Raw genomic sequence first — 14,568 nt, 5'->3', positions numbered from 1 at the left:
GGGGGAAAAACCCCCGCATGTACTGCAAAAGGAGCCAGCGTGCCGTCACTGTCTTACTCATTTTCACAGCTTGAAGCCTTTACCGCCGTTGCAGAGCACGGCAGCCTGATGAAGGCCGCGATAAAGCTGGAAAAAGATCGCACTACGCTTCGTGATCTTATCGATCTGCTGGAAGATGGCCTTGGCTACCCGCTGTTTGTCCGTCAGGGGCGAGCGCTACAGTTGACGGTTGAAGGCGAACAGCTTCATCGCCAGGCGCACCTGCTGATGCGTCAGGCTAGAGCCTTCGAACAGTTTGCCCGTCAGGTGCCATCAACGGAGGCGCAGGAGCTGGGCATTGCCTACGATCCCTTTACGCCGCGCCGTTTTTTGCAGGCGTTAATTACCCAGATGGCGACGCGGGGGATCCGTCTGAGCCTGAGATGCACCTCACGCGCTGAAGGTGAAAAAGCGCTGGCGAGCGGGCAGGCCGATCTGGGCTTCTTTCAGGCTAACAACCACAGCGTCGGCAGCGATATGGAGTGGCGTGCGCTTGGGGCCATCGACATGGATTTTTACGCCGCAGAGTCGCTGTTTGCCGATGTCGTGCGTCCTTGTTCACTGCTTGATCTCTCTTTAACGCCGCAGGTGGTGATGCACTCTGCAAGCGATGTACCCATGGCGCGGCGGCTGCAAATCTCCGGCAATATCATTGTGGCCAACGAGCTTGAGATGCTGCGCAGCCTGATGGAGGCCGGGTGCGGATGGGGATTTTTACCGACCCATTTTGAGGCGGCGCGCTGGAAACATGTTTCCGCGATTCCCACGGTGGTGGGTAATGAAGGTATTAGCCAGACTATGGTGACCATCTGGCGACCGGGTAGCGAAAAGCGGATGTTAATTGATGACACGCTCACCCGCCTGTCTGCGCTGTGGCGGGAGGTGAGTAGGCGCGCGGATTAAATCCGCCGTCTGTCCGCCGCAATGACCAGACCAATGCCGGAAAGGGTGATAACAATCGCCAACAGCATGCGCATATCAATGGCTTCGCCCATAAAGATCAGCCCGCCCAGTGCGGCCAGGCAGGGTACGCTGAGTTGCAGCGTACTGGCAGTGGTGGGGCTGAGCTGGGGTAATAGCGAATACCAGAGCAAATAGGCCCCGCCGGACATCAGCGCCCCGGAGAGCACTGCCAGCATCAGCCCCACGGCATCCGCATGGACGTGAAAACCACTGAGCAGCAACACCGCCAGCGCCATCGGAACCGCCAGAATGAAATTCCCGGTGGTGGCCGCTGCCGCATTCTGTACCCTCTTGCCGGTAATGCAGTAAACGGCCCACGCCGCGCCGGACAGGATCATCAACAGCGATGCGCTGCCAGAAGGATGCCCCGCACCGGGCAGCAGTAACAGCGCCAGCCCACCCATCGCCCCCAGCATACCGAGACTTTTCAGCGCGGTCAGGCGCTCGCCGCGCATCAGCCCCCATCCGGTCATCACGCACTGTACGGTGCCGAACAGCAGCAGCGCCCCGGCGGCGGTGGTTAACGACAGATAGGCCAGTGAGAAGGCAAATACATAGGTTGCCAGCAGCGCGGCATTAAGCCAGTTAAACTCCGGCTTGCGACGAAGCCCCGGTAGCTGCAGCAGCAGAAAAAGCGCTATCGCCCCGCTCAGCAGACGCACGCTGCTAAACGATACCGCATCCATATGCAGCCCCTTTAACGCCAGTCGACAAAGCAGAGAGTTGGCGGCAAAGGCGACCATAGCCAGGATAATTTTGAGCAGCACGGAAGAGTCCTCTGAGAGCGATGGAATAATTATGCATGAAGCCACACGGTGGCGGCATATTGTTTTGTGCGCTGGCCCGCTAACAACAGCATGAAATTTTTGTGGTTATTCCCCGTTGCTACTACTGATTGATACTTGATCACGTTTTGATAATGAGTGTAGTTCTCGATCTCATTTTTATTCATTGTTGTTATCCGGCTGGCTCAGTAATCGGTGAGAGCATTTCACAGGGTGATTCTGGGGCGTGAGAAGCGAAAACCCCGTTGGTACCGGCAATGAATTTTTTATTCGATACCAAGGGATGTTCTCATGAAAACTAAGCTCTCCGTGTTGGCACTGGCGATAAGCACCGTGCTGCCTGCGGCCTACGCCGCAACCTCTGAAGATGCCACAACCGGGAAAAATCAGCCTGAAACGATGGTGGTTCAAGGCGTTGACGGCAGCGATTTCAAAGCCGGTGGTGAAGATCTGGTGCCCGCTTACCTGGATGGACAAATTGCCCACGGCGGTCGCCTGGGAATGCTCGGTGAGCAGAAGGCGATGGACGTGCCGTTCAACGTTATCGGCTACACCTCGAAGCTGGTGCAGGATCAACAGGCTAAAACCATTGCTGACGTGGTCAAAAACGACGCGGGCGTTCAGGCGGTGCAGGGCTACGGTAACTTTGCGGAAACATACCGCATTCGTGGTTTTAAGCTCGATGGCGATGATATGACCATGGGCGGTCTTTCCGGCGTGGTGCCGCGTCAGGTGATGGACACCCAGATGCTGGAGCGCATCGAAGTCTTTAAAGGGGCGAACGCGCTGGTTAACGGCGCGGCAAGCTCCGGCGTGGGCGGGATGATTAACCTTGAACCTAAACGCGCTGAAGACATTCCAACCACGCGCGTCGGCGTGGACTACACCTCTGACTCCCAGGTGGGCGGCTCGCTGGATGTTGGGCGTCGTTTCGGTGATGACAACCAGTTTGGCGCGCGCGTGAACGTGCTGCACCGTGAAGGAGAAGGGCGTGTCGACAACGACAAGCGTCGTACCACCCTGGCGTCGCTGGGCCTCGACTATCGCGGTGACCGCCTGCGCTCCTCGCTGGATTTTGGCTATCAGAAAAAGACCTTCCACGGCGGTGAGATGGGCGTGGGTGTAGCCAAGATTACCGAAATTCCAGCGGTGCCGGACGCCACCAAAAGCTATGCGCAGAAGTGGGGTTATAGCGATATCGAAAACGAATTCGGCATGGTTAAAACCGAGTATGACCTGACCGATAACTGGACAACCTACGCCGGGCTGGGCGCGCAGCACGCGCATGAAATCGGCACCTACGCTGCGCCGAAGCTGACTAACGTTAATGGCAATGCCACCGTTGGTCGTATGGATACCAACCGCATTATTGACAGCTTCAGCGGTATGGGCGGCATTCGCGGTAGCTTTGATACCGGCGTTGTCTCCCATAACGTAAACGTGGGCTACTCGGCGCAGATACGTCGTGATGCAACTGCCTGGCGTATGTCTGATAGCAATAAAAACCCGACTATCAATATCTACAACAGCCATGACGTGAATATGCCGGATTATAAGCCGAATCCAAAGGGCGGCCACTATGACGATCCGTTAACCTCAACACGTAGCCGTACTCAGGGCTGGCTGTTTAGCGATACGCTAGGCTTCTTTGACGATAGCCTGCTCTTTACCGCTGCGGCACGCTATCAGAAGGTGGTGATTCGAAACTACGATAACCAGACCGGCCTTGAAAAGACGCCTTCAAGCTTTACCGAAAGTCGTTGGATGCCGACATTTGGCCTGGTCTACAAACCGTGGGAAACCGTGTCTCTGTACGCTAACCATACTGAAGCGCTGCAGCCATCCGATAATGCTCCTGAAGGTACTGAAAACTATGGCGATAGTATTGGTATTGCCCACTCAAAGCAGGATGAAATTGGGATCAAAATTGACTACGAGCGCATTGGTGGCTCGCTGTCGGTATTCCAGATTAAAAAGCCTTCTGGCGTTACAGATAGCGACAACTACTACCGGATGGACGGCGAGCAGCGTAACCGCGGCGTGGAGCTGAACGTCTTTGGTGAGCCGATGCTCGGCCTGCGTCTGACCGGCAGCACGCTGTGGATTGATCCTGAATTGACCAAAACCGCAGGCGGCACTAATGATGGGAACGATGCGATTGGCGTATCCCGCTTCTACGCGGTGCTGGGGGCAGAATATGACATCAAACCGATTGATGGACTCACGGCCACCGCGCGGGTGAACCACACTGGATCTCAGTATGCTGATACCGCCAACACCAAAAAGCTCGATAGCTACACGACGCTGGATCTGGGAATGCGCTACCGCATGCGCCTGAATCAGGAGCAGAACGATCTGGTGTGGCGCGTGGGCGTAACCAACGTGACCAACCAGAACTACTGGTCTGGCGCTGATGACACCGGCATCTATATCTACCAGGGCGAGCCGCGCACCTTAAAAGTCTCGGTCAGCTACGACTTCTAAGTCATTGCTAAAATAGGGTTATTGCCCCGAAAGCGCGTGCGTTTCGGGGCTTTTTATATCTGGGGAGCCGGTGCTGATGGCCTTGCGGCAAGCGGCGCTAAGTGTTAAAAGGTGCCCCTTCATAAAAATGCTAAGGGGATAGACGTGAAAAACGCGTCATCAGCATCCAGCCAGAATCAACCGGATGCCTCGTCGGATAATAACCCGACGCTTCACCGCGGATTACAGAACCGCCATATTCAATTAATCGCCCTCGGGGGTGCCATCGGCACCGGTCTGTTCCTCGGCATTGGCCCGGCCATCCAAATGGCAGGCCCGGCGGTCGTGCTGGGCTACGCCATCGCTGGCGTTATCGCTTTTCTGATAATGCGCCAGCTTGGCGAGATGGTAGTGGAAGAGCCGGTTTCCGGGTCATTTGCCCATTTTGCTTATAAATACTGGGGGCCGTTCGCCGGATTTCTCTCTGGCTGGAACTACTGGGTTATGTTCGTGCTGGTGGGCATGGCCGAACTGACCGCCGCCGGGATCTATATGCAATACTGGCTGCCGCACGTCCCTACCTGGATCTGGGCGGCGGGCTTCTTTGTGCTGATTAACGCCGTGAACCTGGTCAACGTGCGCCTGTATGGCGAAACCGAGTTCTGGTTTGCGCTAATTAAAGTGCTGGCGATTATCGGCATGATTGGCTTTGGTATCTGGATGCTGACGACCGGCAACGGCGGTGAGCATGCCAGTATCAGCAACCTCTGGCGCGACGGCGGCTTCCTCGCCACCGGCTGGAAAGGGCTGATTCTGTCGCTGGCGGTGATCATGTTCTCCTTCGGCGGACTGGAGCTTATCGGTATTACGGCGGCGGAAGCGCGCAGCCCGGAGACCACGATCCCGAAAGCGGTTAACCAGGTGGTGTACCGTATTTTGCTGTTCTATATCGGCTCGCTGATTGTGCTGCTGGCGCTCTACCCGTGGCAGGGCATTCAGTCTGACAGCAGCCCGTTTGTGATGATCTTCCACAATCTTGACAGTAATGTGGTGGCATCAGCGCTGAACTTCGTCATTCTGGTGGCCTCGCTGTCGGTCTACAACAGCGGCGTTTATTCCAACATCCGCATGCTGTTTGGCCTCTCCGTGCAGGGAAATGCTCCGCGCTTCCTGACGAAAGTGAGCAAGCGCGGCGTGCCGGTGAACTCACTGCTGCTCTCTGGTGCCATCACCTCGCTGGTGGTATTGGTTAACTATCTGCTGCCGCAAAAGGCCTTTGGTCTGCTGATGGCGCTGGTGGTGGCAACGCTGCTGCTGAACTGGATAATGATCTGTATGGCGCACCTCAAGTTCCGTGCCGCCATGCGCCGTAAAGGCCGCGAAGCGAAGTTCAAAGCGCTGTGGGCGCCGGCCAGCAACTACGTATGTATCGCCTTCCTGCTGATGATCCTCGTGCTGATGTGCACCATGGACGGCATGCGCCTGTCGGCGATCCTGCTGCCGGTGTGGGTGCTGTTCCTGTTCGTTGCCTTCAAAACCTTACGCCGCAAAGCGTAAGTTTTCCCGCCCGGGCGAGCGCATGCGACCCCGGGAATGCACCGCCCATTTCCGTCGTGCTCCTATCCCCAGCGATTCCCTTCCGACAGCCGCCTGTTTTTTAATCGTGACGCTTCTCCCAAATTGACAACGGCAGACGGGATCTTCTTTTTGTAATCGATTACTTTTCTTCTGAGTGAGTTTTGTAATCGATTACTTTTGAGGGTGAAAACATGGTGTCTACAACGGAAAGTCGTGAACAAAGCGGCGTACAGCACCGGCTGTTAGTCCCGCGCCTGTCGTTAATGATGTTTATGCAGTTTTTTATCTGGGGAAGCTGGTCGGTGACGCTTGGCCTGGTGATGACCCAGTACAACATGTCGCTGCTGATTGGCGATGCCTTCTCGGCGGGGCCGATTGCCTCGATCCTGTCGCCGTTCGTCCTCGGCATGCTGGTTGACCGCTTCTTCCCGTCGCAAAAGGTGATGGCGGTGATGCACCTGCTCGGAGCGGCGATTCTGTGGTTTGTGCCGCAGGCGCTGGTGGCGGAAAACGGCGCGTTGCTGATTGCGCTGCTGTTCGGTTACACGCTGTGCTACATGCCAACGCTGGCGCTGACCAACAACATTGCGTTCCACAGCCTGAGTAATATCGACAAAACCTTCCCGGTGGTGCGCGTGTTCGGCACTATCGGCTGGATTGTCGCCGGGATCTTTATCGGCGTGACCGGCATCTCCGACACTACCGGTATCTTCACGCTGGCAGCGCTGTGCTCGGTGGTGCTGGCGGTCTATAGCCTGACGCTGCCGCACACGCCGGCACCGGCGAAAGGGCAGCCGCTTAAGCTGCGCGATCTGTTCTGTGCCGACGCCTTTGCGTTACTGAAAACCCGTCACTTCCTGGTGTTCGCCGTCTGCGCCACGCTGATTTCCGTACCGCTCGGTACCTACTACGCCTACACTGCCTCGTTCCTGGCGGACGCGGGCGTGGCGGATGTCAGTACCGCGATGTCCTTCGGTCAGATGTCGGAAATCTTCTTCATGCTGATTATTCCGCTGCTGTTCCGCCGCCTGGGCGTGAAGTACATGCTGCTCATCGGCATGCTGGCGTGGTTTGTGCGCTATATGTTCTTTGCGCTGGGCATCAACGAAGAGACGCGCTTCCTGCTGTACCTCGGCATTCTGCTGCATGGTGTCTGCTATGACTTCTTCTTCGTGGTGGGCTTTATTTACACCGACCGCGTGGCGGGCGAAAAGGTGAAAGGGCAGGCGCAGAGCATGGTGGTGATGTTCACTTACGGCATCGGCATGCTGCTGGGCTCGCAGATTTCCGGCTCGCTCTACAACCATCTGGTTGCTGGGCAAACCATTCCGGCAGCCTGGGTAAATTTCTGGTGGATCCCGGCGGTGGCCGCAGTGGTTATTGCACTGATTTTCCTTGTCTCGTTCAAATATGACGAGAAAGCGCAGGCGTAATTTTTTGAAAGGAGGGGGTATGAAAACCATCAAGGGACCGGGCATTTTTCTGGCGCAGTTTATTGGCGCAGAGCCGCCGTTTAATACGCTCGATGGGCTAGCAGAGTGGGCCGCAGGGCTGGGGTTTAAGGCGCTACAGCTGCCGTGCAACCACCCGGGGATTTTCGATCTGCAGCAGGCGGCGACCAGCCAGACCTACTGTGATGAGATTACCGGAAGGCTTGCCGAGCACGGGCTGGTTATTAGCGAACTTTCTACGCACCTTGAAGGCCAGTTGGTAGCCGTGAATTCGGCCTACGACAACGCGTTTGATGCCTTTGCCCCCGCGGCGCTACGCGGCAACCCGGCGGCGCGTCAGCAGTGGGCGGTTGAGAGCGTGAAAAATGCGGCGCGCGCGTCGGCGCGTCTAGGATTGAAGGCGCATGCCACTTTCTCCGGGGCGCTGGCGTGGCCTTACTTCTACCCGTGGCCGCCGCATAACGCGCTGCTGCTGGACGACGCGTTTAACGAACTGGCTAACCGCTGGCGGCCTATTCTGGACTGTTTTGACGAGCACGGCGTCGATTTGTGCTACGAAATTCACCCCGGTGAAGACCTGCACGACGGCGTGACCTTCGAGCGTTTCCTGGCGAAGGTAGATAACCACCCGCGCTGCCACATGCTCTACGACCCGAGCCATCTGCACCTACAGAATATCGACTACCTGGCGTATCTCGATATCTACCATTCGCGCATTCGGGCGTTCCACGTCAAGGACGCGGAGTTCGAGCGCAACGGGCGCAGCGGCGTCTACGGCGGTTATCAGAACTGGCTGGATCGTGCCGGACGTTTTCGCTCGCTCGGCGATGGCGATATCGATTTTAAAAAGATTTTCAGCAAACTCAGCCAGTACGATTTTGACGGCTGGGCGGTGATGGAGTGGGAGTGCTGCCTGAAGGACGCGCAGACCGGCGCGCGCGAAGGCAGCGAATTTATCAAACGGCATATCATTCCCGTATCCGCACGGGCCTTTGATGACTTTGCCGCGGGCAGCGAGGTACGCGGATGATTCAGGTCGGTATTGTTGGCTCAGGTTTTATTGGCCCGGCGCATATTGAAGCGCTGCGCCGCCTGGGGTTTGTTGAGGTGGTAGCGCTGTGCGACGCTTCGCTGGAGCAGGCGCAGGAGAAGGCGCGGCAGCTTAATATTCCGCACGCTTATGGCGACGTTGATGCGCTTTTGGCGCACCCTGGGCTACAGGTGGTGCATAACTGCACCCCGAACTTTTTACATGCTGAGGTGAACCGGAAGATCCTGCGGTCGGGGAAACATGTTTTCTCTGAAAAACCGCTATGTATGACCTCCGATGAGGCGCGCGAGCTGGTTAAGATGGCGCAAGAGGCGGGCGTGGTGCATGGCGTGAGCTTTGTTTATCGCCAGTTTGCCATGGTGCAGCAGGCGGCGAGCATGATGCGTGACGGCAGCGCTGGTCGACTTTTCTCCGCCTACGGTGGCTACCATCAGGACTGGATGCTGCTGGAAAACGACTTCAACTGGCGCGTGGATGCGCAACAGGGCGGGGTTTCCCGAGCGGTGGCCGATATTGGCTCGCACTGGTGCGATACGGTGCAGTATGTCACCGGGCGACGCATCGTTGAAGTGATGGCCGACCTCGCGATCGTCTGGCCGACGCGCAAAGCCAGCCTCGGGGCGCAGGCAACCTTCAGCGATCAGCCTGATTCCTCCGGGTACCAGGACGTGCCGGTAACCACTGAAGATGCCGGTTCGGTGCTGTTCCGCTTCGACGATGGCAGCAAAGGCTGCTTTAGCGTCTCGCAGGTAAGCGCGGGGCGCAAAAACCGCCTCCACTTTGATATCAACGCCAGCGCCTGCTCACTGGCCTGGGATCAGGAAACGCCGCAGCAACTGTGGATTGGCCATCGTAGCCAGCCGAACCAGTTGCTGAGCGATGACCCCTGCCTGTTGAACCGCGACGTCGCCGGGCAGGCCCACTTCCCCGGCGGGCACAACGAAGGCTGGCCGGACGCGTTTAAAAACATGATGCTCAATTTCTACCAGGCGGTGCGTGCAGGGAGGATGCCGCAGGAGCATGAGCGCCGCTTTGCCTCATTTAGCGAGGGAGCGAACGTGATGTATCTTATTGACGCAATTGTGAAAAGCCATCAGCAGCGGCGCTGGGTCAGCGTCGAACAATAACCGGGCGACCGGTACGCTGGGCCCGTTTTTATGGTAGCCTGCACGCAAAGCGTTAATTGCAGGGAACGGCATAGCATGTCAATTCAGAAAATCGCCCAGCTGGCGGGCGTGTCGGTAGCCACCGTATCGCGGGTGTTGAACAACAGTGAAACGGTGAAAGCGAAGAACCGCGAGCGGGTGCTTCAGGCTATCAAAGAGAGTAACTATCAACCGAACCTGCTGGCGCGCCAGCTGCGCACGGCGCGTAGCTCAATGATCCTGGTGATGGTGTCAAACATCGCCAACCCGTTCTGCGCGGAAGTGGTGAAGGGCATTGAAGAGGAAGCGGAGAAAAACGGCTATCGTATTTTACTCTGCAACTCCGGCTCTGATATCGAACGTTCGAAGTCTGGCCTGCGTCTGCTGACCGGCAAGATGGTGGACGGCATTATCACCATGGATGCGTTTGCTCGCTTGCCGGAATTGACCACGGTGATTGGCGACGCGCCGTGGGTGCAGTGTGCCGAATATGCCGATGCGGGAGACGTTTCCTGCGTGGGTATTAACGACGTTGATGCGGCCCAGCACGCGGTAGGCTATCTGGCGGCGCAGGGGCATCAACGTATTGCCCTGATTAACCATGATTTAAGCTATAAATATGCCCGCCTGCGCGAGCAGGGCTATCAGGACGTGCGGCAACAGCAGGGGCTCGATTTCGCGGCGGTGGAGTATGCCGACGATCTCAGCGCGGCGGCGGGCAAGGCGGCGATGAAAAATCTGCTGGCGATGAACCCGCGCCCGGATGCGGTATTTGCTATCTCGGACTCACTGGCGGCGGGAGCTATTCGCGCCATCGAGCAGGCCGGGCTGCGCGTACCGGAAGATATCGCCGTAGTCGGTTTCGACGGCACGGAGCTGGCGGAGATGGTCTCGCCGCAGCTTACCACCGTGCAGCAGCCATCAAGAGAGATTGGCGCCAAAGCGGTCACGCTGCTGCTCAACAAAATCGACAACCCGGACGTTGCCCCAGAGCGGGTGATGCTGGAGTGGCGTTTTATTCCCCGCGCCAGCGCCTGATATTAGCGTTGCCGGATGGCGTTTCGCCGCCATCCGGCAATGTTTATCCTACCGCCTGATAACCACCAGCAGCCCGCACACCACCAGCCCCGTACCCAGTAACTGCTCCACCGACAACGGCTCGTCCAGCAGCCACCAGCTAAACAGAATGGTCAGAATCGGCCCAATTAACCCAATCAGCACCGCTTTTGCCGCGCCGATGCGGTGAATAGCCGACGACAGCCAGAATATCGGCATCACCGTGGAAAATACCGCCATCCCTGCGCTATAGGCATACACCTGCCACGGCAGATTGAGTGCGGCAACGGGGCGGGTGGCAAAAAAGTGCACCTGGGTTGCCGCAATTGACACCAGCAGCGCCAGCATTGAAAACGGGATTGCCCCCATGCGCCCGATAGCCACCTCCGCCCCGGCGTTATAAATGGCGTAGGTGATAGCGCAGCCAAACACCAGCGACCCGCCGATCAGTGCCGAATGGCTATCGGCGGTGAGCCCAAGGTCGTGCACAAAGGCAATCAGAATGCCGCCGTAAGAGAGCAGCATCGCCAGCAGCAGTTTCTTCTCAAAGGTTTTGCCGAGAAAAAAGACGCCAATCAAGATGGTCAGCATCGGGTAGGTAAAGAGAATCAGCCGCTCCAGCCCGGCGGTAATGTATTGCAGGCCCATAAAATCGAGCATCGCCGAAGCGTAATAACCCGCCACCCCGAGCACCGCCAGCAGGATGTAATCCTGGCGATGCAGCGTGGGTATTTTACGCAGTACCGGCAGCGCGGTGAGCGCAATCAGCGGCAGGGACATCGACATACGCAGCATCAGCAGCGTGACCGGGTCAACCGGTGCGACCTCATAAGCCAGCTTGACGAATATCGCCTTAAACGAAAAACCGAACGCCGCGAGTATCGCCAGTGAAAACCCGGCAACCCGGGAAGTGAGATGCAGTTTCACCGTGCCTGTTCCTGGTGCTCGCTGATGCGTTGCCACATCACTACCGGGTTGGAATACATCGGGAAGTGCCCGCAGTGGGGAATTTCAGCAAGCGTCACGCCGCGCTGTTCAATATCCGTCAGATAACTCAACGTGTTGTTCTGCTCACCGTACATAAACATTTTCGGGCTGGGCAGATTTAAAAACTTCGCCATCAGGTCGCCGTGGTCGGAATAGTCCACCATCGAGGTAAAAATGGGCCTGACTGCTGCCGCTCGCACTTTATGTTTGAGGCTGGCGGCATAAAGCGCGCTGGCCCACGCCGGGGACTGATGAGTACGGACGATAAAATCGTCGAAAAACTGCTCATCGTCGCCGTCCGGATAATCAATCGCCTGGCGGCTGAGGAAGCAATCTTCCGGGGCGATATTGCCCTCGATATCGACAAAACTTAGCACCCGCTCGGGGTGGGCGTGCGCCAGCATCAGCGCGGTCAGGCCGCCCATGGAATGGCCGACGAGGTGAAAGCGCTGGAAGCCCAGTTGGTCAATCAGCGCAAGCGCCGTCTCGACTAAAAACGGAATCGAAATTTTTTGCAGGTTTGGGCATTGCGTCTCCCCGCAACCGGGGGCGTCGTAGGCGAGAAACGGTCGCCCGTCGAAGGCGGCATGACGTACGATATCGGCATAGTCTTCTTTGGTTGAACCGAAGCCGTGGAGAAACACAATAGGTTCACGGTTACCGGTGCGATGAATGGCGGCCACCTGCATTGGTGTTGCTTGTACCGTTAGCGAAAGGCGCGCGCGGTGAAATTCGTGGGGCATGGTCACTCTTCTTATTCATTCGTGGGATGGCTATCGTCGCCGTGATTCTCTGATATGTAAAATCGTATTAAAGTAATGCTCTGATATATTTTTAATATCGTTTGGCGTGGGCATTGAAAGGAGCCATGCAGAGATGATCAATTTTCGCATTATTCGCCATATGTGGCTGTTTCTCGCCGTGGCGGAGGAGAAACATTTTGGCCGCGCGGCGAAGCGGCTTGGTATGACGCAACCGCCCTTAACCCAGCAGATTCAGGTGCTGGAGCAGTCGCTGAAAGTGCAGCTGTTTGACCGTTCAAAGCGTAACGTGCAGCTCACGCCCGTCGGGCTGGCCATTCTTCCGGCGGTCAAACGTTTTGCCGAGCAGGTTGAGCGGCTGGAACTGGCGGTGAACGAAGCGGTGGCTGGGCATACCGGCATGTTGACCATTGGCGCCATCAGCACCGCCATGCTCGACGTGCTGCCGCCGCTGATTGATAAGATGAAAGCGCGCTACCCCGATATCGTGATTTCCATTAAGGAGATCGACAGCGCCGAAGCGGTGCTGGCGCTGCAAAACGGCGAGATCGATCTGGCCTTTGCGCGGCTCACCGGGGAGATGGGCGAGGGCATTACGCTGTTGCCTCTGTCCAGCGCTGAACTGGTAGTGGCGCTGCCTCGTCAGCATCGACTGGCAGCCGAGCCTCGGATCGCGCTGCGTGATTTGATGCAGGAAGAGTGGGTGATGTTTTCTCGCCACCTGAGCCCGGTCTATTTCGACAGCATTACCGCTGCCTGCCGCAGCGAAGGTTTTTCGCCGCGGATTATCCACCACGTCCGTTCGGTCTCTTCGCAGATTGCTTTTGTCGGTTGTGGGCAGGGGATTGCGCTGGTGCCGGATTCGCTGGAGCGTCTGTCACCGGCCAACGTGGTGACGGTGCCGCTCGACCAGACGATTGAGGTGATCACCACGGCGGTGGCCTGGTCAGCCAGCCGGAAAAATCCGCTGGCTGACAAGTTTATCGCCCTGATTCAGACGCCTGAGGTGGTGTGATTACTGCCCGATAGCACCCGCGAGGGCGCGAATATCATTACCGGTTGGCGACTGATGTATCCGCAGGCCAAACTCTTCGACCACAGCGAAAATATGGTCGAAGATATCGGCCTGAATACTTTCATATTCTGCCCAGATAACGGTGTTGGTAAACGCATATATCTCAATGGGCAGGCCGTTATTATCCGGCGCCAGTTGGCGTACCATCAGCGTCATATCCTTGCGAATTTTCGGATGGTTACGAAGATATTCGTTGAGATAGGCGCGGAAGGTGCCGATATTGGTCATTTTACGCAGGTTAAGCACCGAATCATCGCTGCCGTACTCCTGATTCCACAGGCTAATTTCCTGGTAACGAGAGTCCATATACGGTTTTAACAGTCGCGCCTGAATTAAGCGCTGCTGCTCTTGCTCATCGAGGAAATGGACGCTGGTGGTATCAATATTCAGGCTGCGTTTAATTCGACGCCCGCCGGAAGCCGACATGCCGCTCCAGTTTTTAAATGAATCAGAGACCAGCGACCAGGTGGGAATCGTGGTAATGGTGTTATCCCAGTTACGCACTTTGACCGTGGTTAAGCCAATATCGGTGACCGCACCATCGGCGCCGTATTTCGGCATCTCCAGCCAGTCGCCGAGCTTCAGCATATCGTTCGCCGACAGCTGAATACCGGCCACCAGACCGAGGATCGGGTCTTTAAAGACCAGCATTAGCACCGCCGCCATGGCCCCCAGACCGCTTATCAGAATCGCCGGTGACTGCCCCAGAAGCAGGGAGATCATCAGGATGCCAATCAGAATCGCACTCACCAGTTTCACGCCCTGGAATATGCCTTTAAGCGGAAGCTGAGAGGAGAAGGAGAGCTTTTGCGACAGATTAAAAATAACGTCCAGCAGCGAGAAGAACGACAGCAGGGCATATAGCATTACCCACAGTTGCGCCACCGTGGTTAATATTTCCGCCGCTTCACTGCCTTTTTGCAGCCACAGCACGGCCTGCACGTTAACAATGATCCCCTGTAACGTAAACGCCAGTCGGTGAAACAGCTTATTTTGCGTGATGATTTGCAGCCATAAATGGCTGCTGGCCTGCGCCCGTTTTTCGAAGGTGCGCAGCACCAGACGGTGTAAAATCAGATGAACAATGATGGCAGTGAGAAAAATAATACCAAAGATGATCACCAGCGAATTGGTATGGTTTATTTCAATGCCCATCTCTTCTATCTGGGAAATGAGTTCCTGCATAACGTCTCCTATATAGCCAGCCTTTAATA

The 14,568-nt window shown here is 56.7% G+C and carries 12 protein-coding genes; 8 read left to right on the top strand and 4 right to left on the bottom strand.

All coding sequences use genetic code 11. The annotated features are described in order from the left end of the window. Window positions 1-39 precede the first annotated feature (39 nt). Window positions 40-942 carry a LysR family transcriptional regulator gene (locus tag FHC49_RS02780; RefSeq protein ID WP_220438579.1) on the top strand — a complete coding sequence of 301 codons (903 nt, stop codon included), beginning with the start codon at window positions 40-42 and terminating at the stop codon, window positions 940-942. Here the strand turns inward: FHC49_RS02780 and FHC49_RS02775 are convergent. Continuing rightward, window positions 939-1,769 (bottom strand): EamA family transporter, encoded by an 831-nt coding sequence (locus FHC49_RS02775; RefSeq protein WP_220438571.1) that lies wholly within the window; start codon window positions 1,767-1,769, stop codon window positions 939-941. The genes FHC49_RS02780 and FHC49_RS02775 overlap by 4 nt on opposite strands. A 309-nt stretch (window positions 1,770-2,078) precedes the next feature. Between FHC49_RS02775 and FHC49_RS02770 the strand changes: the two genes are divergently transcribed. The 6 genes from FHC49_RS02770 to FHC49_RS02745 all read left to right on the top strand — a co-directional run bounded on the left by FHC49_RS02770 (window position 2,079) and on the right by FHC49_RS02745 (window position 10,513). Beyond that, complete coding sequence (locus FHC49_RS02770) at window positions 2,079-4,271, top strand: TonB-dependent siderophore receptor (RefSeq protein WP_220438569.1); 2,193 nt, start codon at window positions 2,079-2,081, stop codon at window positions 4,269-4,271. Between the two features lie 144 nt (window positions 4,272-4,415). Continuing rightward, a complete protein-coding gene (gene pheP / locus FHC49_RS02765; protein WP_220438568.1) occupies window positions 4,416-5,807 on the top strand; it encodes a phenylalanine transporter in 1,392 nt (463 codons plus the stop codon). Between the two features lie 212 nt (window positions 5,808-6,019). Beyond that, window positions 6,020-7,261 carry an MFS transporter gene (locus FHC49_RS02760; RefSeq protein WP_185667061.1) on the top strand — a complete coding sequence of 414 codons (1,242 nt, stop codon included), beginning with the start codon at window positions 6,020-6,022 and terminating at the stop codon, window positions 7,259-7,261. A 19-nt stretch (window positions 7,262-7,280) separates the two neighbouring features. After that, window positions 7,281-8,309, top strand: a complete 1,029-nt coding sequence (locus FHC49_RS02755) for a sugar phosphate isomerase/epimerase (protein ID WP_220438566.1) — start codon at window positions 7,281-7,283, stop codon at window positions 8,307-8,309. Next, window positions 8,306-9,457, top strand: coding sequence for a Gfo/Idh/MocA family protein (locus FHC49_RS02750; RefSeq protein ID WP_220438564.1), 1,152 nt, complete (start codon window positions 8,306-8,308; stop codon window positions 9,455-9,457). Before FHC49_RS02755 ends, FHC49_RS02750 begins: the two co-directional genes overlap by 4 nt. Before the next feature lie 75 nt (window positions 9,458-9,532). Then, window positions 9,533-10,513, top strand: coding sequence for a LacI family DNA-binding transcriptional regulator (locus tag FHC49_RS02745; protein ID WP_185667058.1), 981 nt, complete (start codon window positions 9,533-9,535; stop codon window positions 10,511-10,513). A gap of 48 nt (window positions 10,514-10,561) precedes the next feature. On the opposite strand, the gene FHC49_RS02740 is transcribed toward FHC49_RS02745, so the two are convergent. Next, window positions 10,562-11,458: a DMT family transporter gene (locus FHC49_RS02740; protein ID WP_220438562.1), complete on the bottom strand. Its 897-nt coding sequence runs from the start codon at window positions 11,456-11,458 to the stop codon at window positions 10,562-10,564. Further along, the gene (locus tag FHC49_RS02735) at window positions 11,455-12,261 is read right to left on the bottom strand and encodes an alpha/beta fold hydrolase (protein ID WP_220438561.1); all 807 of its coding nucleotides are present in this window, start codon (window positions 12,259-12,261) and stop codon (window positions 11,455-11,457) included. Before FHC49_RS02735 ends, FHC49_RS02740 begins: the two co-directional genes overlap by 4 nt. A gap of 133 nt (window positions 12,262-12,394) precedes the next feature. On the opposite strand from FHC49_RS02735, the gene FHC49_RS02730 reads away from it, so the two are divergent. Then, on the top strand, window positions 12,395-13,294 hold the full coding sequence (locus tag FHC49_RS02730) for a LysR family transcriptional regulator (protein ID WP_220438559.1): 900 nt from the start codon (window positions 12,395-12,397) through the stop codon (window positions 13,292-13,294). On the opposite strand, the gene FHC49_RS02725 is transcribed toward FHC49_RS02730, so the two are convergent. Further along, window positions 13,295-14,539, bottom strand: coding sequence for a mechanosensitive ion channel family protein (locus FHC49_RS02725; protein ID WP_185667055.1), 1,245 nt, complete (start codon window positions 14,537-14,539; stop codon window positions 13,295-13,297). Window positions 14,540-14,568 lie beyond the last annotated feature (29 nt).

The sequence above is a fragment of the Kluyvera sp. EC_51 genome, from assembly GCF_019584505.1.
Classification (GTDB): domain Bacteria; phylum Pseudomonadota; class Gammaproteobacteria; order Enterobacterales; family Enterobacteriaceae; genus Kluyvera; species Kluyvera sichuanensis.
The sequence above is the reverse complement of the archived record's forward strand: the minus strand, read 5'-3'. Positions and strand labels throughout refer to the sequence as shown.

What these genes read in the sequence shown, in the direction of transcription:
- FHC49_RS02770 (WP_220438569.1), top strand. Translation starts at nt 2,079, where the DNA reads ATGAAAACTAAGCTCTCCGTGTTGGCACTGGCGATAAGCACCGTGCTG.
- FHC49_RS02760 (WP_185667061.1), top strand. Translation starts at nt 6,020, where the DNA reads ATGGTGTCTACAACGGAAAGTCGTGAACAAAGCGGCGTACAGCACCGG.
- FHC49_RS02755 (WP_220438566.1), top strand. Translation starts at nt 7,281, where the DNA reads ATGAAAACCATCAAGGGACCGGGCATTTTTCTGGCGCAGTTTATTGGC.
- FHC49_RS02750 (WP_220438564.1), top strand. Translation starts at nt 8,306, where the DNA reads ATGATTCAGGTCGGTATTGTTGGCTCAGGTTTTATTGGCCCGGCGCAT.
- FHC49_RS02745 (WP_185667058.1), top strand. Translation starts at nt 9,533, where the DNA reads ATGTCAATTCAGAAAATCGCCCAGCTGGCGGGCGTGTCGGTAGCCACC.
- FHC49_RS02735 (WP_220438561.1), bottom strand. Translation starts at nt 12,261, where the DNA reads ATGCCCCACGAATTTCACCGCGCGCGCCTTTCGCTAACGGTACAAGCA.
- FHC49_RS02730 (WP_220438559.1), top strand. Translation starts at nt 12,395, where the DNA reads ATGATCAATTTTCGCATTATTCGCCATATGTGGCTGTTTCTCGCCGTG.
- FHC49_RS02725 (WP_185667055.1), bottom strand. Translation starts at nt 14,539, where the DNA reads ATGCAGGAACTCATTTCCCAGATAGAAGAGATGGGCATTGAAATAAAC.